Source organism: Chloroflexia bacterium SDU3-3 (assembly GCA_009268125.1).
Lineage (GTDB): Bacteria > Chloroflexota > Chloroflexia > Chloroflexales > Roseiflexaceae > SDU3-3.
Genome location: WBOU01000007.1, coordinates 35,720 through 51,557, shown reverse-complemented (window position 1 = coordinate 51,557; position 15,838 = coordinate 35,720). Strand labels below are relative to the sequence as shown.

Below are 15,838 nucleotides of genomic sequence, written 5' to 3'. Positions count from 1 at the left end.
CCCCTGAGCCGCTTTGATGGCGAGCTAGACCGTAAACGTGACCGACACCCAGCCCGACCACACGCCGCCCGTGGAGAGGGCGCGGGCACGCAGCGTGTAGGTGCCAGGCTGCCAGCCCGCGAAGGTGCCAGCGCTGACGGTCGAGCAGGCCCCGCCGCCGTCGCCAAAGGCGCAGTAGGGTAGCACCTTCTCGGTCTGGGTCGTGCCCATCGGTAGCACCATCAGCGAGCCATCCGGCTGCACTATCTGGATCTCCACCTGGGTAATGCCAGCACCATTGCCATTGCCCACGGCTGGATCGTAGGCCTTAATCTCAAAGCCTGTCTGCGAGGCGCTGGTGACGGTCGCGCCATCCGATGGGCTGAGGATCTTCACTACGAGCCCTGCGGGCACGGGCGTGTTGGTCGGCGGCACGGGCGTGTTGGTTGGCGGCACGGGCGTGTCCGTGGGGGGGATGGCCGTATCAGTCGGCGGCACCGGGGTGTCGGTCGGCGGCACCGGGGTGTTGGTCGGCGGCACAAGGGTGTTGGTCGGCGGCACAAGGGTGTTGGTCGGCGGCATCGGCGTCGCGCTCGGTGGCACCGGCGTATCGGTCGGCGGCACCGGCGTGTTCGTCCATGGCAGCGGCGTGCTGGTCGGCGGCAGCGGCGTAACCGAGGGGCCAAGCGTGGGCCGGTAGATCGTGGGCGTGGGCACCGGCGTGTCGGTCAGCGGCAGCGGCGTCTCGGTATCTGGCACGGGCGTGCGCGTCTTGGTGGGCTTAGGCGTAGCCGTGTCGGTGGGCTGCGCGGTGGCGCTGGCGGTCTCGGTGGGCAGCACAGTGGCCGAGGCGAGCGCGGTAGCCACCGCGCTGTTGGATGGCGCAGCCGTCGCCGTATCGGCGGGGACGGGCGTGGGCGGCAGGGCCGTGGCGGGGGCCAGCGTGGCCAGCGGCGTGGCGCTGGATGCAGGCGCCGTGGCGCTGGATGTAGGCGGCGTGGCGCTAGCACGGGCTGTGGCGCTGGCCTGGGCCGTGGATGTGCGGAGCAGCGCCGTGCGGGTGGCGCTGGCGGTGCGGGTGGCGCTGGCCGCGCTGGTGGCGCTGGCGGTAGGGGCCACCGCCGCCGCGCTGGCGGCGGGCAGGCCCGAGCTAGCCAGGGCCTGGGGCAGCGGCGGCAGATCCATGGGGGCCACCGCGCCGCCATCCATGCCGCGCTCGGGGCTGCGCAGCGCCGCATCACGCGCGGCCTCGGCGATGATCGCCTGGTCGAGGCGGCCCTGATTCAGGCCATTGCCCGGCCAGGGCGCGTAGTTGGCGCTCAGCAGGCTCTGGATGCTCACGGGGTAGTCGCGGTTGTGCGGCTCCACCATGCGCAGCCCAGCGGCGGAGACCCCGGCCACCCCGCCGAGCGAGAGCGCGGCCACCGCCAGCGAGGCCACGCGGATGGGCGAGCGCCGAAAGACCCGCAGCAGCCAGCGCATCAGGCTGGCCAGCGTGGTCCGGCGTGGATAGCGGCTAGGCCGCGACGGCTTGCGCAACATCTTTTGCTCCTGGTAGGAAGATAGTGAACAGGCTGCCCTGCCCAAGCTCGCTCTGCACGCTCACGCTGCCGCCCTGGCGCTCGATCAGCTCGCGGGCGATCATCAGGCCCAGGCCCATGCCGCGCGGGGCCTGGTTGAGCGCGTCGGCCCCACGGTGCAGGCGGCTAAACAGGTGGGGGATCTGCTCGGCGGCGATGCCCGGCCCAAAGTCGCGCACCGCGATGGCGATGCCCTCGCCGTGGGCGCGGGCCACCAGCCGCACCGGCGCGCCCACCCCATACTTGATGGCGTTGTCCACGATCTGCTGCAGCGCCACCTTCACCAGCCGTCCGTCGATCTGAGCCAGCGGCAGCTCCTTGGGCACATCCACCAGCAGCTCCACCTCGGAAGCGGCGGCGGCGTCGCGCAGCGGCTGGAGCGCCGAGGTGACCACCAGCTCCAGCCCGGTGGGGAAGGTGTCCACATCCAGCGTGCCGTTCTCGATATTGGCCACCATGATCGCCTTATCGATCAGGGCACTCATGGCGTAGCTCTGGCGCAGCGCCGTGTCGGCCAGCTCGGTCTGCAGCGCGTTCAACTCGCCGCCGATGCCCTTCTTTAGCATGTCGGCGGCGCTCTGGATGGCGGTGAGCGGCGTGCGCAGCTCGTGCGAGATCAGCGCGATCAGGTCGGTCTTGGCCTGGTCGAGCGCGGCCTCGGCGCTGATGTTGTGCAGCACGATCACCTCGCCCGATATAGCCTGGGCGGGCGAGGAGAGCACCGCGCTGGATGCCCGCAGCGTCTGGCCCAGGGCCTCGTAGCGCTGGATGAGCTGGCCATCTTCGCCCAGCAGCGCGCTGGCATCCACGATCGGCACCAGCGGCAGCTCGTTGAAGTGGTAGCGGCGGCGCTGCCAGTCGCGCACCTTCAGCAGGGCCTCGGCGGCGGGGTTGAGCAGCACCACAAAGCGCTGGGCGTCGCACACGATCACGGCGTCGGCGATGCTCTCTAGGATGACGCGGCGGCGCGCACCCTCCTCCTGCACCTCAAGGTAGAGCCGTGTGTTGTGCAGGGCGGTGGCCGTCATGCTGGCCACGGCGGCGATCGGCGGCAGGCTGGCCGGGCCGAACACCCCGCGCTCGGCATGGGCCAGCAGCAGCAGGCCGATCAGCTGGTGCTGCACCGAGAGCGCCATATAGCACACCGAGGCCATGTCGGGCGGCAGCTGGATGTTGCGGATGCGGCGGGCGCTAGCCTCGGCCACCTGGGGCTCGGCGGCCTGGTTCACCAGCGACTGCACCACCGCACCATCGGGCAGACGCACGCCGCGCAGGGCGTGCAGCGTGGCCGGGGCGTCGTCGCCCACGTAGAAGCGCCAGCCGTCGTCGTCGGCCAGCAGCGCCAGGGCCACCGCGCCCGGTACGATCGGCTGGATGGAGGCGCTGGCCTGGGCTAGGATCGCGCCGATCTGGTTGTGGGCGCTCAGCGTGCGGCTGGTCTCGTAGAGGTGCAGCAGGCGCTCGGTCATCTGGTTGAACGAGCGGGCCAGCACGCCCAGCTCGTCGCGGCTGTCCACCGCGCTGCGGCGCTCCAGCTCGCCGCTGGCCACCGAGCGAGCGGTGCGCGCCAAGTCCTCCAGCGGGCGGGTGATGCGCCGCGACACCAGCGTGCCCACCGCCACCACGGCGGCCAGCAGCACCAGGGCCAGCGCGGCCAGCGGCAGGCGCTGCACCGCCCAGGTGTCCACGATAAAGCTGCGCGGCAGCGCCACCGAGAAGTAGCCATCCACAGCGCGGCGCAGGCGCAGCGGGCTGTAGGCGAACTGGTACTCGCGCCCGTTGATGCCCGCCACGTTCTGGATGTGCGCGGGGTCGGCGGCGGTAAGCAGCGGGCGCAGCTCCGCCAGCGAGCTGGCGGGGATAGGCGGCACCACCGCGTCGCCCGCCAAGATCTGGGTGGTGGCCACCGCCACACCATTCGAGTCGTAGAAGGTGGTGACGCTGGCCTGGCTGCGGCTCTGCAGCCGCTCCAGCAGTGTGTCGAGCGGCACGGCCACCATCAGGCCACCCACCAGCACGCCATCGCGGCGCACCGGCGCGGCGGTGAACAGCCGCCCCGCGCGGAAGGCCGAGAACTTGTCGCCAAACGTGTCGCTCTTGCCGCCCGTGATCTGCGCGGTCAGCCACCAGCTGGGGAAGTCGGCGATGCTGAGATCCGCCGGGGTCGCATCGACCGAGGTCTCGGTGTCGCGCTGCCAGCCGATGATCTGCTGGCCCTGGGCGTCGAAGGCCACCAGGGCCAGCAGGCCGTTGTTGGCCCAGTGCGGGCGCAGCAGCTCGGCCAGATGGGCGGTGTCGCCAGCCGCCAGAGCCTCGGGCACACCCTCGGTGAAGGCCATGGCGCGCAGCTGCTCGATCTGCTGGTCCTCGGTGGCCACCAGGCTGTCGCTGGTGACCTGGCCCGCCTCGATCAGGCGGTTATCCATCCGATCCTGAAGCGCGCCCGTGGTGAGCCGCACCGCCACAAAGGTGGTGGCGATGCCGATGCAGAGCGCGAGCAGCAGGTACGGCAGCACAATCTTGTTGCTGATACGCCCGGCTAAGATGCGAAGCAGAAGACGCATGGTAGATCGTTTGGTGCGGTTCGCGCCAGTTGGCTTCGTTGGGCGCAGACCACCTATGTTCCCCAGTGTGAGCCTAGCACACCAGCCACACCGATACCATATGACCACAGTCACCTACAGGTCAGGTGGTATGGTCACATCACGTACTGGGCGGTGGCGTCCTATGCTGCGGCATACGCGGCGCGCTGGGAAGCGAAAAAGCGCATGAAAACAGCGACAGCATCCCTCGCAAAAATGAGGGCGGGCAATTTGTTTTGATATAAACGAAATTTCTACCCAAAGTTCCCACTCAGGCGACCAAGCTGCGGCGATGATCGTTTACAATAGAGGAGAAACCAATGACAGGTAATACGATGCAAGATCGTTCTATCGCCCTGGTCGGCCTCTCCGGCACGGGGAAATCTACCGTTGCGCGGGCGCTGGCCGAGCGCACTGGCATGCCGCTGATCGACACCGACCGCGCCATCGAGCGCCAGCAGGGCCAGATCATCTCGGCCCTGTTCGAGCAGCACGGCGAGGCCCACTTCCGCACGCTAGAGCAGGCCGCGCTGGCCGAGGCGCTGGGCGGCACGGCGGCGGTGGTGGCCACCGGCGGCGGGATCGTGCTGCGGCCCGCCAACCGCACGCTGCTGCGCGAGCTGGCCCTGGTGGTGTGGCTCGACGCCCCCACCGAGGATCTGGTGGCCCGCCTGGCCGCCCACGACGAGGAGCGACCGCTGCTGAGCGGCGAGGCCCACGCCAAGCTAGAGGCGCTGCGGGCCGCCCGCGCCGCGCTCTACGCCGATGTGGCCCACCACCAGATCATCACCAGCGGTCGCGCCGCCAGCGAGATCGCCCAGGAGATCCTGCGAATCTACCGGCCATAGCGGCGATGGCCACCAGCATAGAGAGGCCCCCGATGACAACACCTGCCCCACTCACCATCACCACACCCGCTGGCACCTACGAGATCCTGGTCGGCGCTGGGGTGCTGGCCACGCTGCCCGGCCACCTCGCGCGGCTGGGCCTACGCGGCAAGATCTGGCTGATCAGCGACGCCGCTGTCTACAACCGCTTCGGGCTGCCGCTGCTGGCCGCGCTGGAGGGGGCGGGCTACGGCGCGCGCGGCTTCGCGGTGCCCTCGGGCGAGCAGAGCAAGGATCTGGCGACGCTGTCCAAGCTCTACGACTGGCTAATCGGCGGCGGCGTGGAGCGGCGCGACGTGGTGCTGGCGCTGGGCGGCGGCGTGGTGGGCGACCTGGCGGGCTTCGCCGCCGCCAGCATCCTGCGCGGCGTGGCCTTCATCCAGCTGCCCACCACGCTGCTGGCCATGGTCGATAGCGCGCTAGGCGGCAAGACCGGCGTGAACCACCCGCTGGGCAAAAACCTGATCGGCGCGTTCCACCAGCCCCGCCTAGTGCTGGCCGACACCAGCACGCTGGCCACGCTGCCCCCACGCGAGCTGCGGGCGGGCTGGGCCGAGACGATCAAGCACGGCGTCATCCAGGATCGCGCGCTGTTCGAGCGGCTGGAGCAGATCGCCGGGCTGCCTGGCGAGGTGACGGCGGGCGCAGGATCGGACGCCGCGCTGGCGCTGCCGCCCGAGGAGCTGGCCGCGATCGTACGGCAGGCGGCGGCGGTGAAGGCGGGCGTGGTCACCCGCGACGAGCGCGAGACCGGCGAGCGCATGCTGCTGAACTATGGCCACACCCTGGGCCACGCCATCGAGGCGGCGGCGGGCTACGGTACCCTGCTGCACGGCGAGGCGGTGGCCATCGGCATGGAGCTGGCCGCCCAGATCGCCGTGAGCATGGGCACGTTCGCGGCGGCGGATGTCGCGCGCCAGCGGCGGCTGCTGCACGCCTACGGGCTGCCCACCGCCCTGCCGCCCAGCGTCGACCCCGAGGATCTGATCGAGCGCACCCTGCGCGACAAGAAGGTGCAGGCTGGCAAAGTGCGCTGGGTGCTGCCCACATCCATCGGCGCAGCCGTGACCCGCAGCGACGTGGCTGAGGCCCAGGTGGCGCAAGTGCTGGCCGATGCGCGGCTCGCAGCAGAAAGCTGATCATACTGCGCTATTCGTTGATTCTAATTTCGAAAGTTTTTGCTTTCGAAATTGACAAAAGCAGATTTTGAGCTATACTTAGCGTACATATATGCGAGGAGCGAATACCACCATGGCAGCGATAACGTTCGTAGGCGATACGCCAGCCAATAAAGTGTTGCGCCACCTCCAACGCCATGGCGAGGCGTCGGTGCGCGATCTTGAAGAGGTGCTTGGCATCAGCACCACTGCGGTGCGCGAGCACATCACCAACCTTCAGACCCGTGGTCTGATCGATACCAAGCTGGTGCGCACCGGCCCTGGCCGACCCAAGCAGGTCTACTTTCTCACCTCGGCGGCGCAGGCCCAGTTCCCCAAGGCATACGACACCCTGGTGAACATGCTGCTGCGCGAACTGGCCAACCGCCAAGGCTCCGAGCAGCTTGATGTGTTGCTGGATGCGGTCGGTTCGCGGCTGGCCGAGGAGTACAAGGGCCAGATCCCCGGCGAAGAGCTGCAGGAAAAGCTGGATGGGCTGCGCAAGGCGCTTGAGGCCCGCAGTATCCCTGTAGAGGTCCAGCCGTCTGGCCAGGGCTTCCAGGTCTTCTCCTGCCCCTACCTCGACGTGGCGCAGGAGCACGAGGCCGTCTGCCGCATGGAGCGGCGCATGATGGAGCAGGTGCTCGGCGAGGATCTCCAGATCGAGGGGACTATCCGCGAAGGCCACCGCAGCTGTAGCTTTAAAGTCCGAAACGAAGAGTAGGCAAACTGGCGGGGTGGCCTGCTGAATACCTGCAGGCCCCTCCGCTCGCCGCATACATTCAATGGGTAGAGGCCGAGGTCAGCACCGAAGCTGTTCTATGCGGTGCTGCCTTCTTTTTTGCCCTTATGTAGTACATCATCATAGATGAGGACCGAATGAACACAGAGCTTGTCATCAAGGATCTGCACGCCAACGTCGGAGAGAAAGAGATCCTGCGTGGTGTCAACCTAACTATTAAGCCCGGCACTGTCCACGCGATTATGGGGCCGAACGGCAGCGGCAAGAGCACCCTGGCCTACACCCTGGCCGGACACCCCGGCTACGAGGTCACCGGCGGCGAGGTCTGGTACAAGGGCCAGAACATCCTTGAGCTGGCCCCCGACGAGCGCTCCAAGCTGGGTCTGTTCCTGGCCTTCCAGTACCCCGTGGCCATCCCCGGCGTCACCGTGGCCAACTTCCTACGCGCCGCCGTGAACGCCCACCGCGCCGAGGAGGGCAAGGATCCCAAGCAGACCGCCATCCCCATGGCCGAGTTCCGCAAGACGCTGCGCGCCAACCTGGCCTCGCTAGAAGTGGATGAGTCCTTCATCCGCCGCTACCTAAACGAGGGCTTCTCGGGCGGCGAGAAGAAGCGCATCGAGATCCTCCAGATGTCCATGCTCAAGCCGACTATGGCCGTGATGGACGAGACCGACTCGGGCCTCGACATCGATGCGCTGCGCATCGTCTCGCAGGGCGTCAACACGCTGGCCGCCGCCAACCCCGAGATGGGCGTGCTGGTGATCACCCACTACCAGCGGCTGCTCAACTACATCAAGCCCAACATCGTTTCGGTGATGATGGATGGCCGGATCGTGCGCGAGAGCGGCCCCGAGCTAGCGCTGGAGCTGGAGGAGAAGGGCTACGACTGGATCCGGGAGGAGGTTGCGGCAAAGTAGCTGTGGCGGTGAGGCTGCCGCAGCATTTGCCCCCTAACTATGAATACGCTCCCCCCCCTTTCACAGCTCAATGAGAACGTGCTGGCCGAGGCCGCGCAGCGCCGTGGCGAGCCTGCCTGGCTGATCGAGCGGCGCGAGGCCGCCTGGAAGACCTTCGTGGCCAGCGCGCCGCCGATCTGGAAGCGCACCGACCTCTCGAAGTTCCAGCCCGAGCAGATCAGCGCGCCCGCCGAGGCCGCCAGCACCACGCTCACCTGGAACCAGTCGCTCGCGGCCCAGGGTGTGATCTTCACCCCGCTGCTCAGCGCGCTGGCCAGCGGCAACGCCCTGGCCCAGCAGCTGCTCGGCACAGCCATCGAGGCCGAGGCCCATAAGTTCAACGCTCTGCACGCCGCGCTTTGGCTCGACGGTGTGTTCCTCTATGTGCCCAAGAACGTGGCCGTCGAGGAGCCGTTCGTGGCCTCGTTCGCGCTGGGCCAGGGCGGCTCGGTGTTCCCCCACAGCATCGTGGTGCTGGAGGAGGGCGCGAGCGCCACATTCGTGGAGGAGTTCACCTCCGCCGATGCCAGCGGCCAGGGCTTCGCCAACCCGGCCACCGAGATCTTCACCCGCCAGGGTTCAAGCCTGCGCTTCGTCAGCATTCAGACGTGGGGCCGCGAGGTCTACCACATCGGCGCGCAGCGCGTGGTGGCCGGGCGCGACGCCAATGTGGACTGGGTGACGGCCAACCTGGGCGGCAAGCTCCAGCACATCGAGGCCGAGGCCACCATGACCGAGGTCGGCTCGCGCGTCGAGTGGCAGGCCGTGACCTTCGCCAACGAGAAGCAGTCGCTGCTGATCGCACCGACCCTGCGCCACGTGGGCGTGAGCACCGAGAGCCACCTGGACTTCAAGACCGTGGTGAATGACGAGGGCTACTCGACCTTCGACGGCATGATCAAGATCGAGAAGGGCAGCCGCGCCACCGCCACCCGGCTTGAGGAGCACGCGCTCCACCTGGGCGGCAAGTCGCGCAGCGACTCCATCCCCGGCCTGAAGATCGATACCAACGATGTCGAGCGGGCCGGCCACGCATCCACCAGCGGCGAGATCGACGAGGAGCAGCTGTTCTACATGCTCTCGCGCGGCATCGGTCGCGAGGACGCCATCCACATGATCATCACCGGCTTCTTCGAGCCAGTGCTCGACCGCATCCCGTCGACGGAGGTTCGCGAGCGTGTGAGCGCGGCCATCGAGGCCAAGCTGTAGGATGCGCGCTGGCGGCGGCGGGGCTGCCCGCCGCCGCCACACGTCACTCTGGACGATACCGCAATGGGCACACAAAAAGACATCGATCAGTTCGACATCCTCACGCTTCGCCGCGAGTTCCCGATCCTCCAGCAGCCCATCCATGGCAAGCCGCTGGCGTTTTTGGACAGCGGCGCATCCTCGCAGAAGCCCAGGCGCGTGATCACAAGCCTTGAGCACTACTACGAGCACACCAACGCCAATGTCCACCGCGGCGTCTACCAGCTGAGCGAGCAGGCGACCTTCGCCTACGAGCGGGCGCGCGGCAAGGTGGCCAAGTTCATCAACGCGCGTTCGCTCAAAGAGATCGTCTTTGTGCGCAACACCACCGAGGCGATCAACCTGGTGGCCAACACATGGGGCGCGGCCAACCTGCGCCCCGGCGACCGCATCCTGCTCACCGTGATGGAGCACCACTCGAACCTGGTGCCCTGGCAGATGATCGCCCAGCGCACCGGGGCCAAGATCGACTACCTAGAGATCGACGGCGACGGACGTCTCATTCTGGACGACCTCGACCGCAGGCTGCAGGGCGTGAAGATCGTGGCGGTCACGCACCAGTCCAACGTGCTGGGCACGATCAACCCCGTGGCCGAGATCGCGGCCAGGGCACACGCGGCGGGCGCGGTGGTGCTGGTGGATGGGGCGCAGAGCGTGCCGCACATGCCCGTGGATGTGCAGGCGCTCGGCATCGACTTCCTGGCCTTCTCGGGCCACAAGATGTGCGGCCCCACCGGCAGCGGCGCGCTCTGGGGCCGCAAGGCGCTGCTGGATGCCATGCCGCCCTTCCTAGGCGGCGGCTCCATGATCCAGAACGTGACGCTGGAGGGCACCACCTACGCCGATGTGCCGACCCGCTTCGAGGCTGGCACCCCGGCCATCGGCGAGTCGATCGCGCTGGGCGAGGCCATCGACTTCCTCAGCGATGTCGGCATGGCGCGCATCCACGCCTACGAGCAGAAGCTCACCGCCTACGCGCTCGACCGCCTGAGCGAGGTGCACGGCCTGCAGCTGTACGGCCCGCCCACCGCCGAGCAGCGCGGCGGCGTGATCAGCTTCACCCTTGAGGGGGTGCACCCGCACGATGTGGCGGCCATCCTCGACACCGAGGGCATCGCGGTGCGCGCCGGGCACCACTGCTGCCAGCCGCTGCACGATCTGCTCAACATTCCGGCCACCGCCCGCGCCTCATTCTACCTCTACAACATCCCCGAGGAGATCGACCGACTCGCGGCGGCGCTGGAGAAGGCACGGCGGCTTTTCGCCTAGGCCAGCAGGCCATGGCGGCACATCACGAAAGTGCGAGGTGACATGATGGATGATCTCTACCGAGAGCTTATCATCGAGCACTCCAAGTACCCGCACAACGCAGGCACCCTGGAGAACCCGACGGTCACGCAGGAGGAGAAAAACCCGCTCTGCGGCGACCAGATCAAGATAGATCTTGCCATCGAAGATGGCGTTATCACCGATGTGCGCTTTGTCGGGCGGGGCTGCGCGATCAGCCAGGCCGCGACATCGCTGCTCACCGACGAGATCAAGGGCAAGTCGCTGGACGAGATCAAGCAGCTGACCAAGGACGACGTGCTCGACCTGATCGGCATTCCGCTTGGCCACAACCCGGTGCGCATCAAATGCGCGCTCCTGCCGCTCAAGGCCGTGAAGGCCGGGGTCTACAGCTTCCTAGGCACCCAGCTTGAGGACGACGAGGACGAGCTCTAGCGGCAACCCGAAGGGCGCACGGCTGGTGCCGCCCACACCGATGAAACAACAGCTACCTCACAGTAGCAGGAGGATGACCGATGGCAGTTGAAGCTGCGAATCTCTCATTCGATTATTCGAAATACGGCTTCCGCGAGGAAGAGAACTACGTCTTCAAATCGGGCAAGGGCCTGACCGAGGAGATCGTGCGCGAGCTTTCGGCGATGAAGAACGAGCCGGAGTGGATGCTGCGCCGACGCCTGCAGGCGCTCAGGATCTTCCAGGAGAAGCCCACACCGCTCCAGGGCGCGTGGGGCAACGACGAGCTGGATCAGCTCAACTACGACGAGATCCACTACTTCGTGCGCGCGGGCGAGAAGCCCGAGAGCGACTGGGACGCCGTGCCCGCCGAGATCAAAAACACCTTCGAGAAGCTGGGCATCCCCGAGGCCGAGCGCAAGTTCTTGGCCGGCGTGGGCGCGCAGTACGAGTCCGAGGTGGTCTACCACTCGCTCCGCGAGGAGTGGGCCAAGCGCGGCGTGGTGTTCCTAGACACCGACTCGGCGCTGCGCGAGTACCCCGAGCTGTTCAAGCAGTACTTCGGCACAGTGGTGCCTTCTGCCGACAACAAGTACGCCGCGCTGAACACGGCGGTGTGGTCGGGCGGCTCGTTCATCTATGTGCCGCCGGGGGTGAATGTCGACATTCCGCTGCAGGCCTACTTCCGCATCAACGCCGAGAACATGGGCCAGTTCGAGCGCACCCTGATCATCGTGGATGAAGGCGCGTCGGTGCACTATATCGAGGGCTGCACCGCGCCGGTCTACCGCTCGTACTCGCTGCACTCGGCGGTGGTCGAGATCATCGTCAAGAAGGGCGGCAAATGCCGCTACACCACCATCCAGAACTGGGCCAACAACATCTTCAACCTAGTGACCAAGCGCGCCGTGGCCTACGAGGATGCCAGCATGGAGTGGGTGGATGGCAACATCGGCTCGCGCCTGACCATGAAGTACCCCTCGGTCTACCTGATGGGCCGTGGCGCGCGCGGCGAGGTGCTCTCGATCGCCTACGCGGGCAAGGGCCAGCACCAGGATGCGGGCGCGAAGATGGTGCACATGGCCCCCGACACCACCAGCCGCATCACCAACAAGTCGGTCTCGAAGGACGGCGGCAAGACCACCTACCGCGGCCTGGCCAAGGTGCTGCCCGGCGCAACTGGCTCGAAGATCAACGTCAACTGCGACGCGCTGATCCTCGACGAAAGCTCGAAGTCGGACACCATCCCCTATATCGAGGTCGAAGAGGCCCGCACCACCCTGGCCCACGAGGCCACCGTGGGCCGGATCGGCGAGGAGCAGCTGTTCTACCTGATGAGCCGCGGCATCCCCGAATCCGAGGCGCTCTCGATGATCGTGCTGGGCTTCATGGAGCCGTTCACCCGCGAGCTGCCCATGGAGTACGCGCTAGAGCTGAACCGGCTTATCCAGCTGGAGATGGAAGGCTCGGTCGGTTAGGCTTCGTGCCATAGCCTGTTCGGGGCGGCCTGGGGATTCTTCCTCGTGGCCGCCCTTCGTTATGTCATATAAGAGTTCCATCACAACTCTTCGCCTATTTCACCCACATTCCTAACCCGATAAGCGAAATTGATCTTGCCGCTGCGTTCAGATGAACACATACAACCCGAGGCCGAGCGCCGCCCCATGGGCCATGGGGGGATGCTACTTACAGATTTGATCATATGGCTTCACAAAGCCATGACAGAGAGAATCTTGCAGGCGACTGCGATACTCGTGTAAAATACCTAGCAGAGCAAAATAATGGTGGGCGCGCGCTTCTCCATCAGCTCCGCCAAGGCTCTCTCTCGTACGCGGGTGCATCGTAGATCCTCTTGCGGCAGGATCGTCGGCTCTGTGCTACCTATCCACTTGCTGGTATACTAGTAGCCAACCGTTCGCGAGCCTGGCCCCAGCACTCGGCGCAGCGCCTCGTGTCACGCTTAGTTAAGAAACAGCAGGACAGACGCATGACCACAGCAAGCCAGATTGCACTTACCAACACGCTCGTGAAGCAAATCGGGCGCTACCTGGAGGGCGAGCTGCTCCAATCCAACGCGGATGCGGCAGCGCTTTGTACCCTCGATGGACAGGTTGTCTGGGCGTCCGACGCCGCCTTCGAGCGCGCCGCGCCCAACATCGCACGTATCGGCATCTCATCCCTTCGGCTGTGGGCGAAAACTCGCACTGGCCGGCTCGATCAGGTCGGCCTTGTCACCGCCGATGGCGTGATCGACCTAGTGTTCGTGGGGCCGCTGGCCTCGCTGCTGGTGGTGAGCAGCGCCCCTGGCCGCACCGGCTGGCCCGAGGGCGAGCCTGCGCTGATGCTCCAGGCCCTTGGGATCGCAGGCTAGCCATGCGCGTGAAGATCACCACGGTGGGCGAGATCCCCGAGAACAGTGTGCGCTCGTTCGACTGCCAGGGCGAGCGCATCGCGATCTACAACGTCGGCGGCCAGATCTACGCCACCGACGCGATCTGCACCCATTCCTACTACGACCTCGGCGAAGGCTTTGTCGACCCCGACGACTGCTCGATCGAGTGCCCGCTCCACGGGGCGCGCTTCCGCATCGACACCGGCGCGGTGCTAGCCCTGCCCGCCTATGGCCCGCTGGCCACCTACCCCACCAGCATTGAGGGCGGCGATATCTTTGTCGAGCTGCCCTAGCACCCCCAGCCGCGACACCGTTTGGCGACACACCCGCCGCCAAACGCGCGCCCCAGGGTCTATGCATTCTCGATAAAGCATAGATTCTTTCACCACCAAGGCTCCAAGACACCAAGGAAAAGGGAACCAATAGCCACGAAGGCGCGAAGGGAAAAGGAAGAGCAACCTTCGAGCCTTCGCGTCTTCGTGGTTGAAAATCTTCGGTGAATCAAGAATGCCCGCCGCCAAACGCCCGCCCCTTCTGGCTTGACGCCGCCCGGCTTTCTGAGTAGAATTACTTAATTAACTTGGCAAATCTACTTCAGAATAGAACTGCGGAGGCAGCGCAATGGCCGCATATGCCCATCCCGAAGTGCTGGTCGACACCGAGTGGGTCGCGCAGCACCTGGATGACCCCAAGGTGCGCCTTGTAGAGAGCAACGAGGACATCCTGCTCTACCACCAGGGCCACATCCCCGGCGCGGTAAATATCGACTGGGTGACCGACCTGAACGACCCCGTGGTGCGCGACTACCTCGACAAGGCCAGCTTCGAGAAACTGCTGGCATCCAAGGGCATCGCCAACGACACTACGGTGGTGTTCTACGGCGACAAAAACAACTGGTGGGCCACCTACGCCCTCTGGGTGTTCAAGCTGTTCGGCCACCGCGACGCCCGCATCATGAACGGCGGGCGGGCCAAGTGGGCCGCCGAGGGCCGCCCGCTGACCAAGGAGAAGGCCAGCCCCGCCCCGGCCAGCTACACCGCCGCCGAGCGCGACGACGCCACCATCCGAGCCTTCCGCGACCAGGTGCTGGCCCACGTGCGCCAGGGCGGCGCGCTGGTGGATGTGCGCAGCCCCCAGGAGTTCAGCGGCGAGCGCACCCACATGCCCGAGTACCCCCAGGAGGGCACGCTGCGCGGCGGCCACATCCCCACCGCCGTGAATGTGCCCTGGGCCAAGGCCGTGCGCGAGGATGGCACCTTCAAGGGCCGCGAGGAGCTAGAGGAGCTGTACGGCAGCCAGGGCATCGCCCCCGACCAGGACGTGATCGCCTACTGCCGCATCGGCGAGCGGTCGAGCCACACTTGGTTCGTGCTGCGCTACCTGCTGGGCTTCCCCAAGGTGCGCAACTACGACGGCTCGTGGACCGAGTGGGGCAACAGCGTGGGCCTGCCGATCGAGAAGACCTACCAGCCCTAGCCCAGCGGCGAATCCGATGCGAGGGGGCGTGGATGATTCCCAGGCGGCGCAAATATGCGCTATACTGCGGGTTGAATCAGCACGGCCCCTTTTTTTGCGCCTCATGCGATCAGGTACACTATGAGTGATGCACAAGCACCCCTGCCCGCGCCCCTGCAGGCGATCATCGACGACTTCCGCGACATGAGCCGCGAGGAGAAGCTTGAGACCCTGCTGGAGTTTTCCGAGCAGCTTCCGGCCCTGCCCGCGCCGCTGCGCGCCAGCGCCCCGCTAGAGCGCGTGGACGAGTGCGCGACCCCGGTCGACATCGCATTCGAGCTGCGCGACCGGCAGATCTTCTTCCACTTCGACATCCCGCCCGAGTCGCCCACGGTGCGCGGCTTCGCCGAGATCCTGCGCCAGGGCCTGAACGGCCTTGAGCCAAAGGAGATCGTGCGGCTACCGAACGACATCTACTACCGCATGGGCTTGCAGAGCGCGCTCTCCCCGCAGCGCCTGAACGGTGTCCACTTCATGGTGGTGCACCTCAAGCTAGTGGCCGCGCGGGGCCTGGCGCAGCTGGGCCAGTAGACAGAGGGCTTCACCATGATCACGCTCACACCCGAGGTCCGCGCGGCCATCGCCACCCACGCCCAGGCCAGCTACCCCAACGAGTGCGTTGGGCTGCTGCTGGGCACGCTGGAGGGCCGCAGCAAGGCGGTGGTGGCCACCTACGCCGCCCAGAACAGCTGGTCCGGCCAGGTGGCGCTCTCCGAGACCGACGACGCCGATTCGCAGCGCGACCGCTTCTACCTCGACCCCAAGGACTACCTGCGCGCCGACCGCGAGGCGCAGGCCCAGGGGCTAGATGTGGTGGGCTGCTACCACTCGCACCCCGACTGGCCCGCCATCCCATCCGAGCGCGACCGGGTCGGCGCGCAGGGCGTGGGCGGCGGCACCAGCTTCTCGTTTCTCATCCAGTCGGTGCGCAGCGATGGCGCGGCAGAGCTGGCCAGCTGGCTGCTGGCCGAGGACGGCAGCCGCTTTATCGCCGAGGAGCTTGGCTCCCGCTAGCGCCGCACACCCAGCAGCGCCGCTGGGCCGCATTCTTTGGCTT

At 66.7% G+C, this 15,838-nt stretch carries 15 protein-coding genes; 13 read left to right on the top strand and 2 right to left on the bottom strand.

Features of this window, described 5'->3' with window-relative positions; all coding sequences use genetic code 11:
• Nucleotides 1-24: 24 nt before the first annotated feature.
• Both F8S13_13185 and F8S13_13180 read right to left on the bottom strand, forming a co-directional pair.
• Nucleotides 25-1,521 carry a hypothetical protein gene (locus F8S13_13185; GenBank protein KAB8142510.1) on the bottom strand — a complete coding sequence of 499 codons (1,497 nt, stop codon included), beginning with the start codon at nucleotides 1,519-1,521 and terminating at the stop codon, nucleotides 25-27.
• Entirely contained in the window at nucleotides 1,496-4,123 is a 2,628-nt protein-coding gene (locus F8S13_13180) for a HAMP domain-containing protein (GenBank protein KAB8142509.1), read from the bottom strand. Before F8S13_13180 ends, F8S13_13185 begins: the two co-directional genes overlap by 26 nt.
• 338 nt (nucleotides 4,124-4,461) lie before the next feature.
• On the opposite strand from F8S13_13180, the gene F8S13_13175 reads away from it, so the two are divergent.
• The 13 genes from F8S13_13175 to F8S13_13115 all read left to right on the top strand — a co-directional run bounded on the left by F8S13_13175 (nucleotide 4,462) and on the right by F8S13_13115 (nucleotide 15,795).
• Nucleotides 4,462-4,989, top strand: a complete 528-nt coding sequence (locus tag F8S13_13175; protein KAB8142508.1) for a shikimate kinase — start codon at nucleotides 4,462-4,464, stop codon at nucleotides 4,987-4,989.
• Between the two features lie 32 nt (nucleotides 4,990-5,021).
• Nucleotides 5,022-6,167: a 3-dehydroquinate synthase gene (aroB, locus tag F8S13_13170; GenBank protein KAB8142507.1), complete on the top strand. Its 1,146-nt coding sequence runs from the start codon at nucleotides 5,022-5,024 to the stop codon at nucleotides 6,165-6,167.
• Between the two features lie 112 nt (nucleotides 6,168-6,279).
• Nucleotides 6,280-6,909 carry a winged helix-turn-helix transcriptional regulator gene (locus tag F8S13_13165; protein KAB8142506.1) on the top strand — a complete coding sequence of 210 codons (630 nt, stop codon included), beginning with the start codon at nucleotides 6,280-6,282 and terminating at the stop codon, nucleotides 6,907-6,909.
• 155 nt (nucleotides 6,910-7,064) lie between these two features.
• Complete coding sequence (gene sufC / locus F8S13_13160; GenBank protein KAB8142505.1) at nucleotides 7,065-7,847, top strand: Fe-S cluster assembly ATPase SufC; 783 nt, start codon at nucleotides 7,065-7,067, stop codon at nucleotides 7,845-7,847.
• 39 nt (nucleotides 7,848-7,886) lie between these two features.
• Nucleotides 7,887-9,095, top strand: coding sequence for a Fe-S cluster assembly protein SufD (gene sufD / locus F8S13_13155; GenBank protein KAB8142504.1), 1,209 nt, complete (start codon nucleotides 7,887-7,889; stop codon nucleotides 9,093-9,095).
• A 63-nt stretch (nucleotides 9,096-9,158) separates the two neighbouring features.
• Nucleotides 9,159-10,403, top strand: a complete 1,245-nt coding sequence (locus F8S13_13150; GenBank protein KAB8142503.1) for a cysteine desulfurase — start codon at nucleotides 9,159-9,161, stop codon at nucleotides 10,401-10,403.
• A gap of 45 nt (nucleotides 10,404-10,448) precedes the next feature.
• A complete protein-coding gene (locus tag F8S13_13145; protein ID KAB8142502.1) occupies nucleotides 10,449-10,856 on the top strand; it encodes an SUF system NifU family Fe-S cluster assembly protein in 408 nt (135 codons plus the stop codon).
• A gap of 80 nt (nucleotides 10,857-10,936) precedes the next feature.
• The gene (gene sufB / locus F8S13_13140; protein KAB8142501.1) at nucleotides 10,937-12,352 is read left to right on the top strand and encodes a Fe-S cluster assembly protein SufB; all 1,416 of its coding nucleotides are present in this window, start codon (nucleotides 10,937-10,939) and stop codon (nucleotides 12,350-12,352) included.
• Between the two features lie 509 nt (nucleotides 12,353-12,861).
• Nucleotides 12,862-13,245 carry a hypothetical protein gene (locus F8S13_13135; GenBank protein ID KAB8142500.1) on the top strand — a complete coding sequence of 128 codons (384 nt, stop codon included), beginning with the start codon at nucleotides 12,862-12,864 and terminating at the stop codon, nucleotides 13,243-13,245.
• 2 nt (nucleotides 13,246-13,247) lie between these two features.
• Nucleotides 13,248-13,559, top strand: a complete 312-nt coding sequence (locus F8S13_13130; GenBank protein KAB8142499.1) for a non-heme iron oxygenase ferredoxin subunit — start codon at nucleotides 13,248-13,250, stop codon at nucleotides 13,557-13,559.
• A 328-nt stretch (nucleotides 13,560-13,887) separates the two neighbouring features.
• Nucleotides 13,888-14,742 carry a sulfurtransferase gene (locus tag F8S13_13125; GenBank protein KAB8142498.1) on the top strand — a complete coding sequence of 285 codons (855 nt, stop codon included), beginning with the start codon at nucleotides 13,888-13,890 and terminating at the stop codon, nucleotides 14,740-14,742.
• Between the two features lie 120 nt (nucleotides 14,743-14,862).
• A complete protein-coding gene (locus tag F8S13_13120) occupies nucleotides 14,863-15,312 on the top strand; it encodes a SufE family protein (protein KAB8142497.1) in 450 nt (149 codons plus the stop codon).
• A gap of 15 nt (nucleotides 15,313-15,327) precedes the next feature.
• A complete protein-coding gene (locus F8S13_13115) occupies nucleotides 15,328-15,795 on the top strand; it encodes a M67 family metallopeptidase (protein KAB8142496.1) in 468 nt (155 codons plus the stop codon).
• The last annotated feature ends 43 nt before the right edge of the window (nucleotides 15,796-15,838 follow it).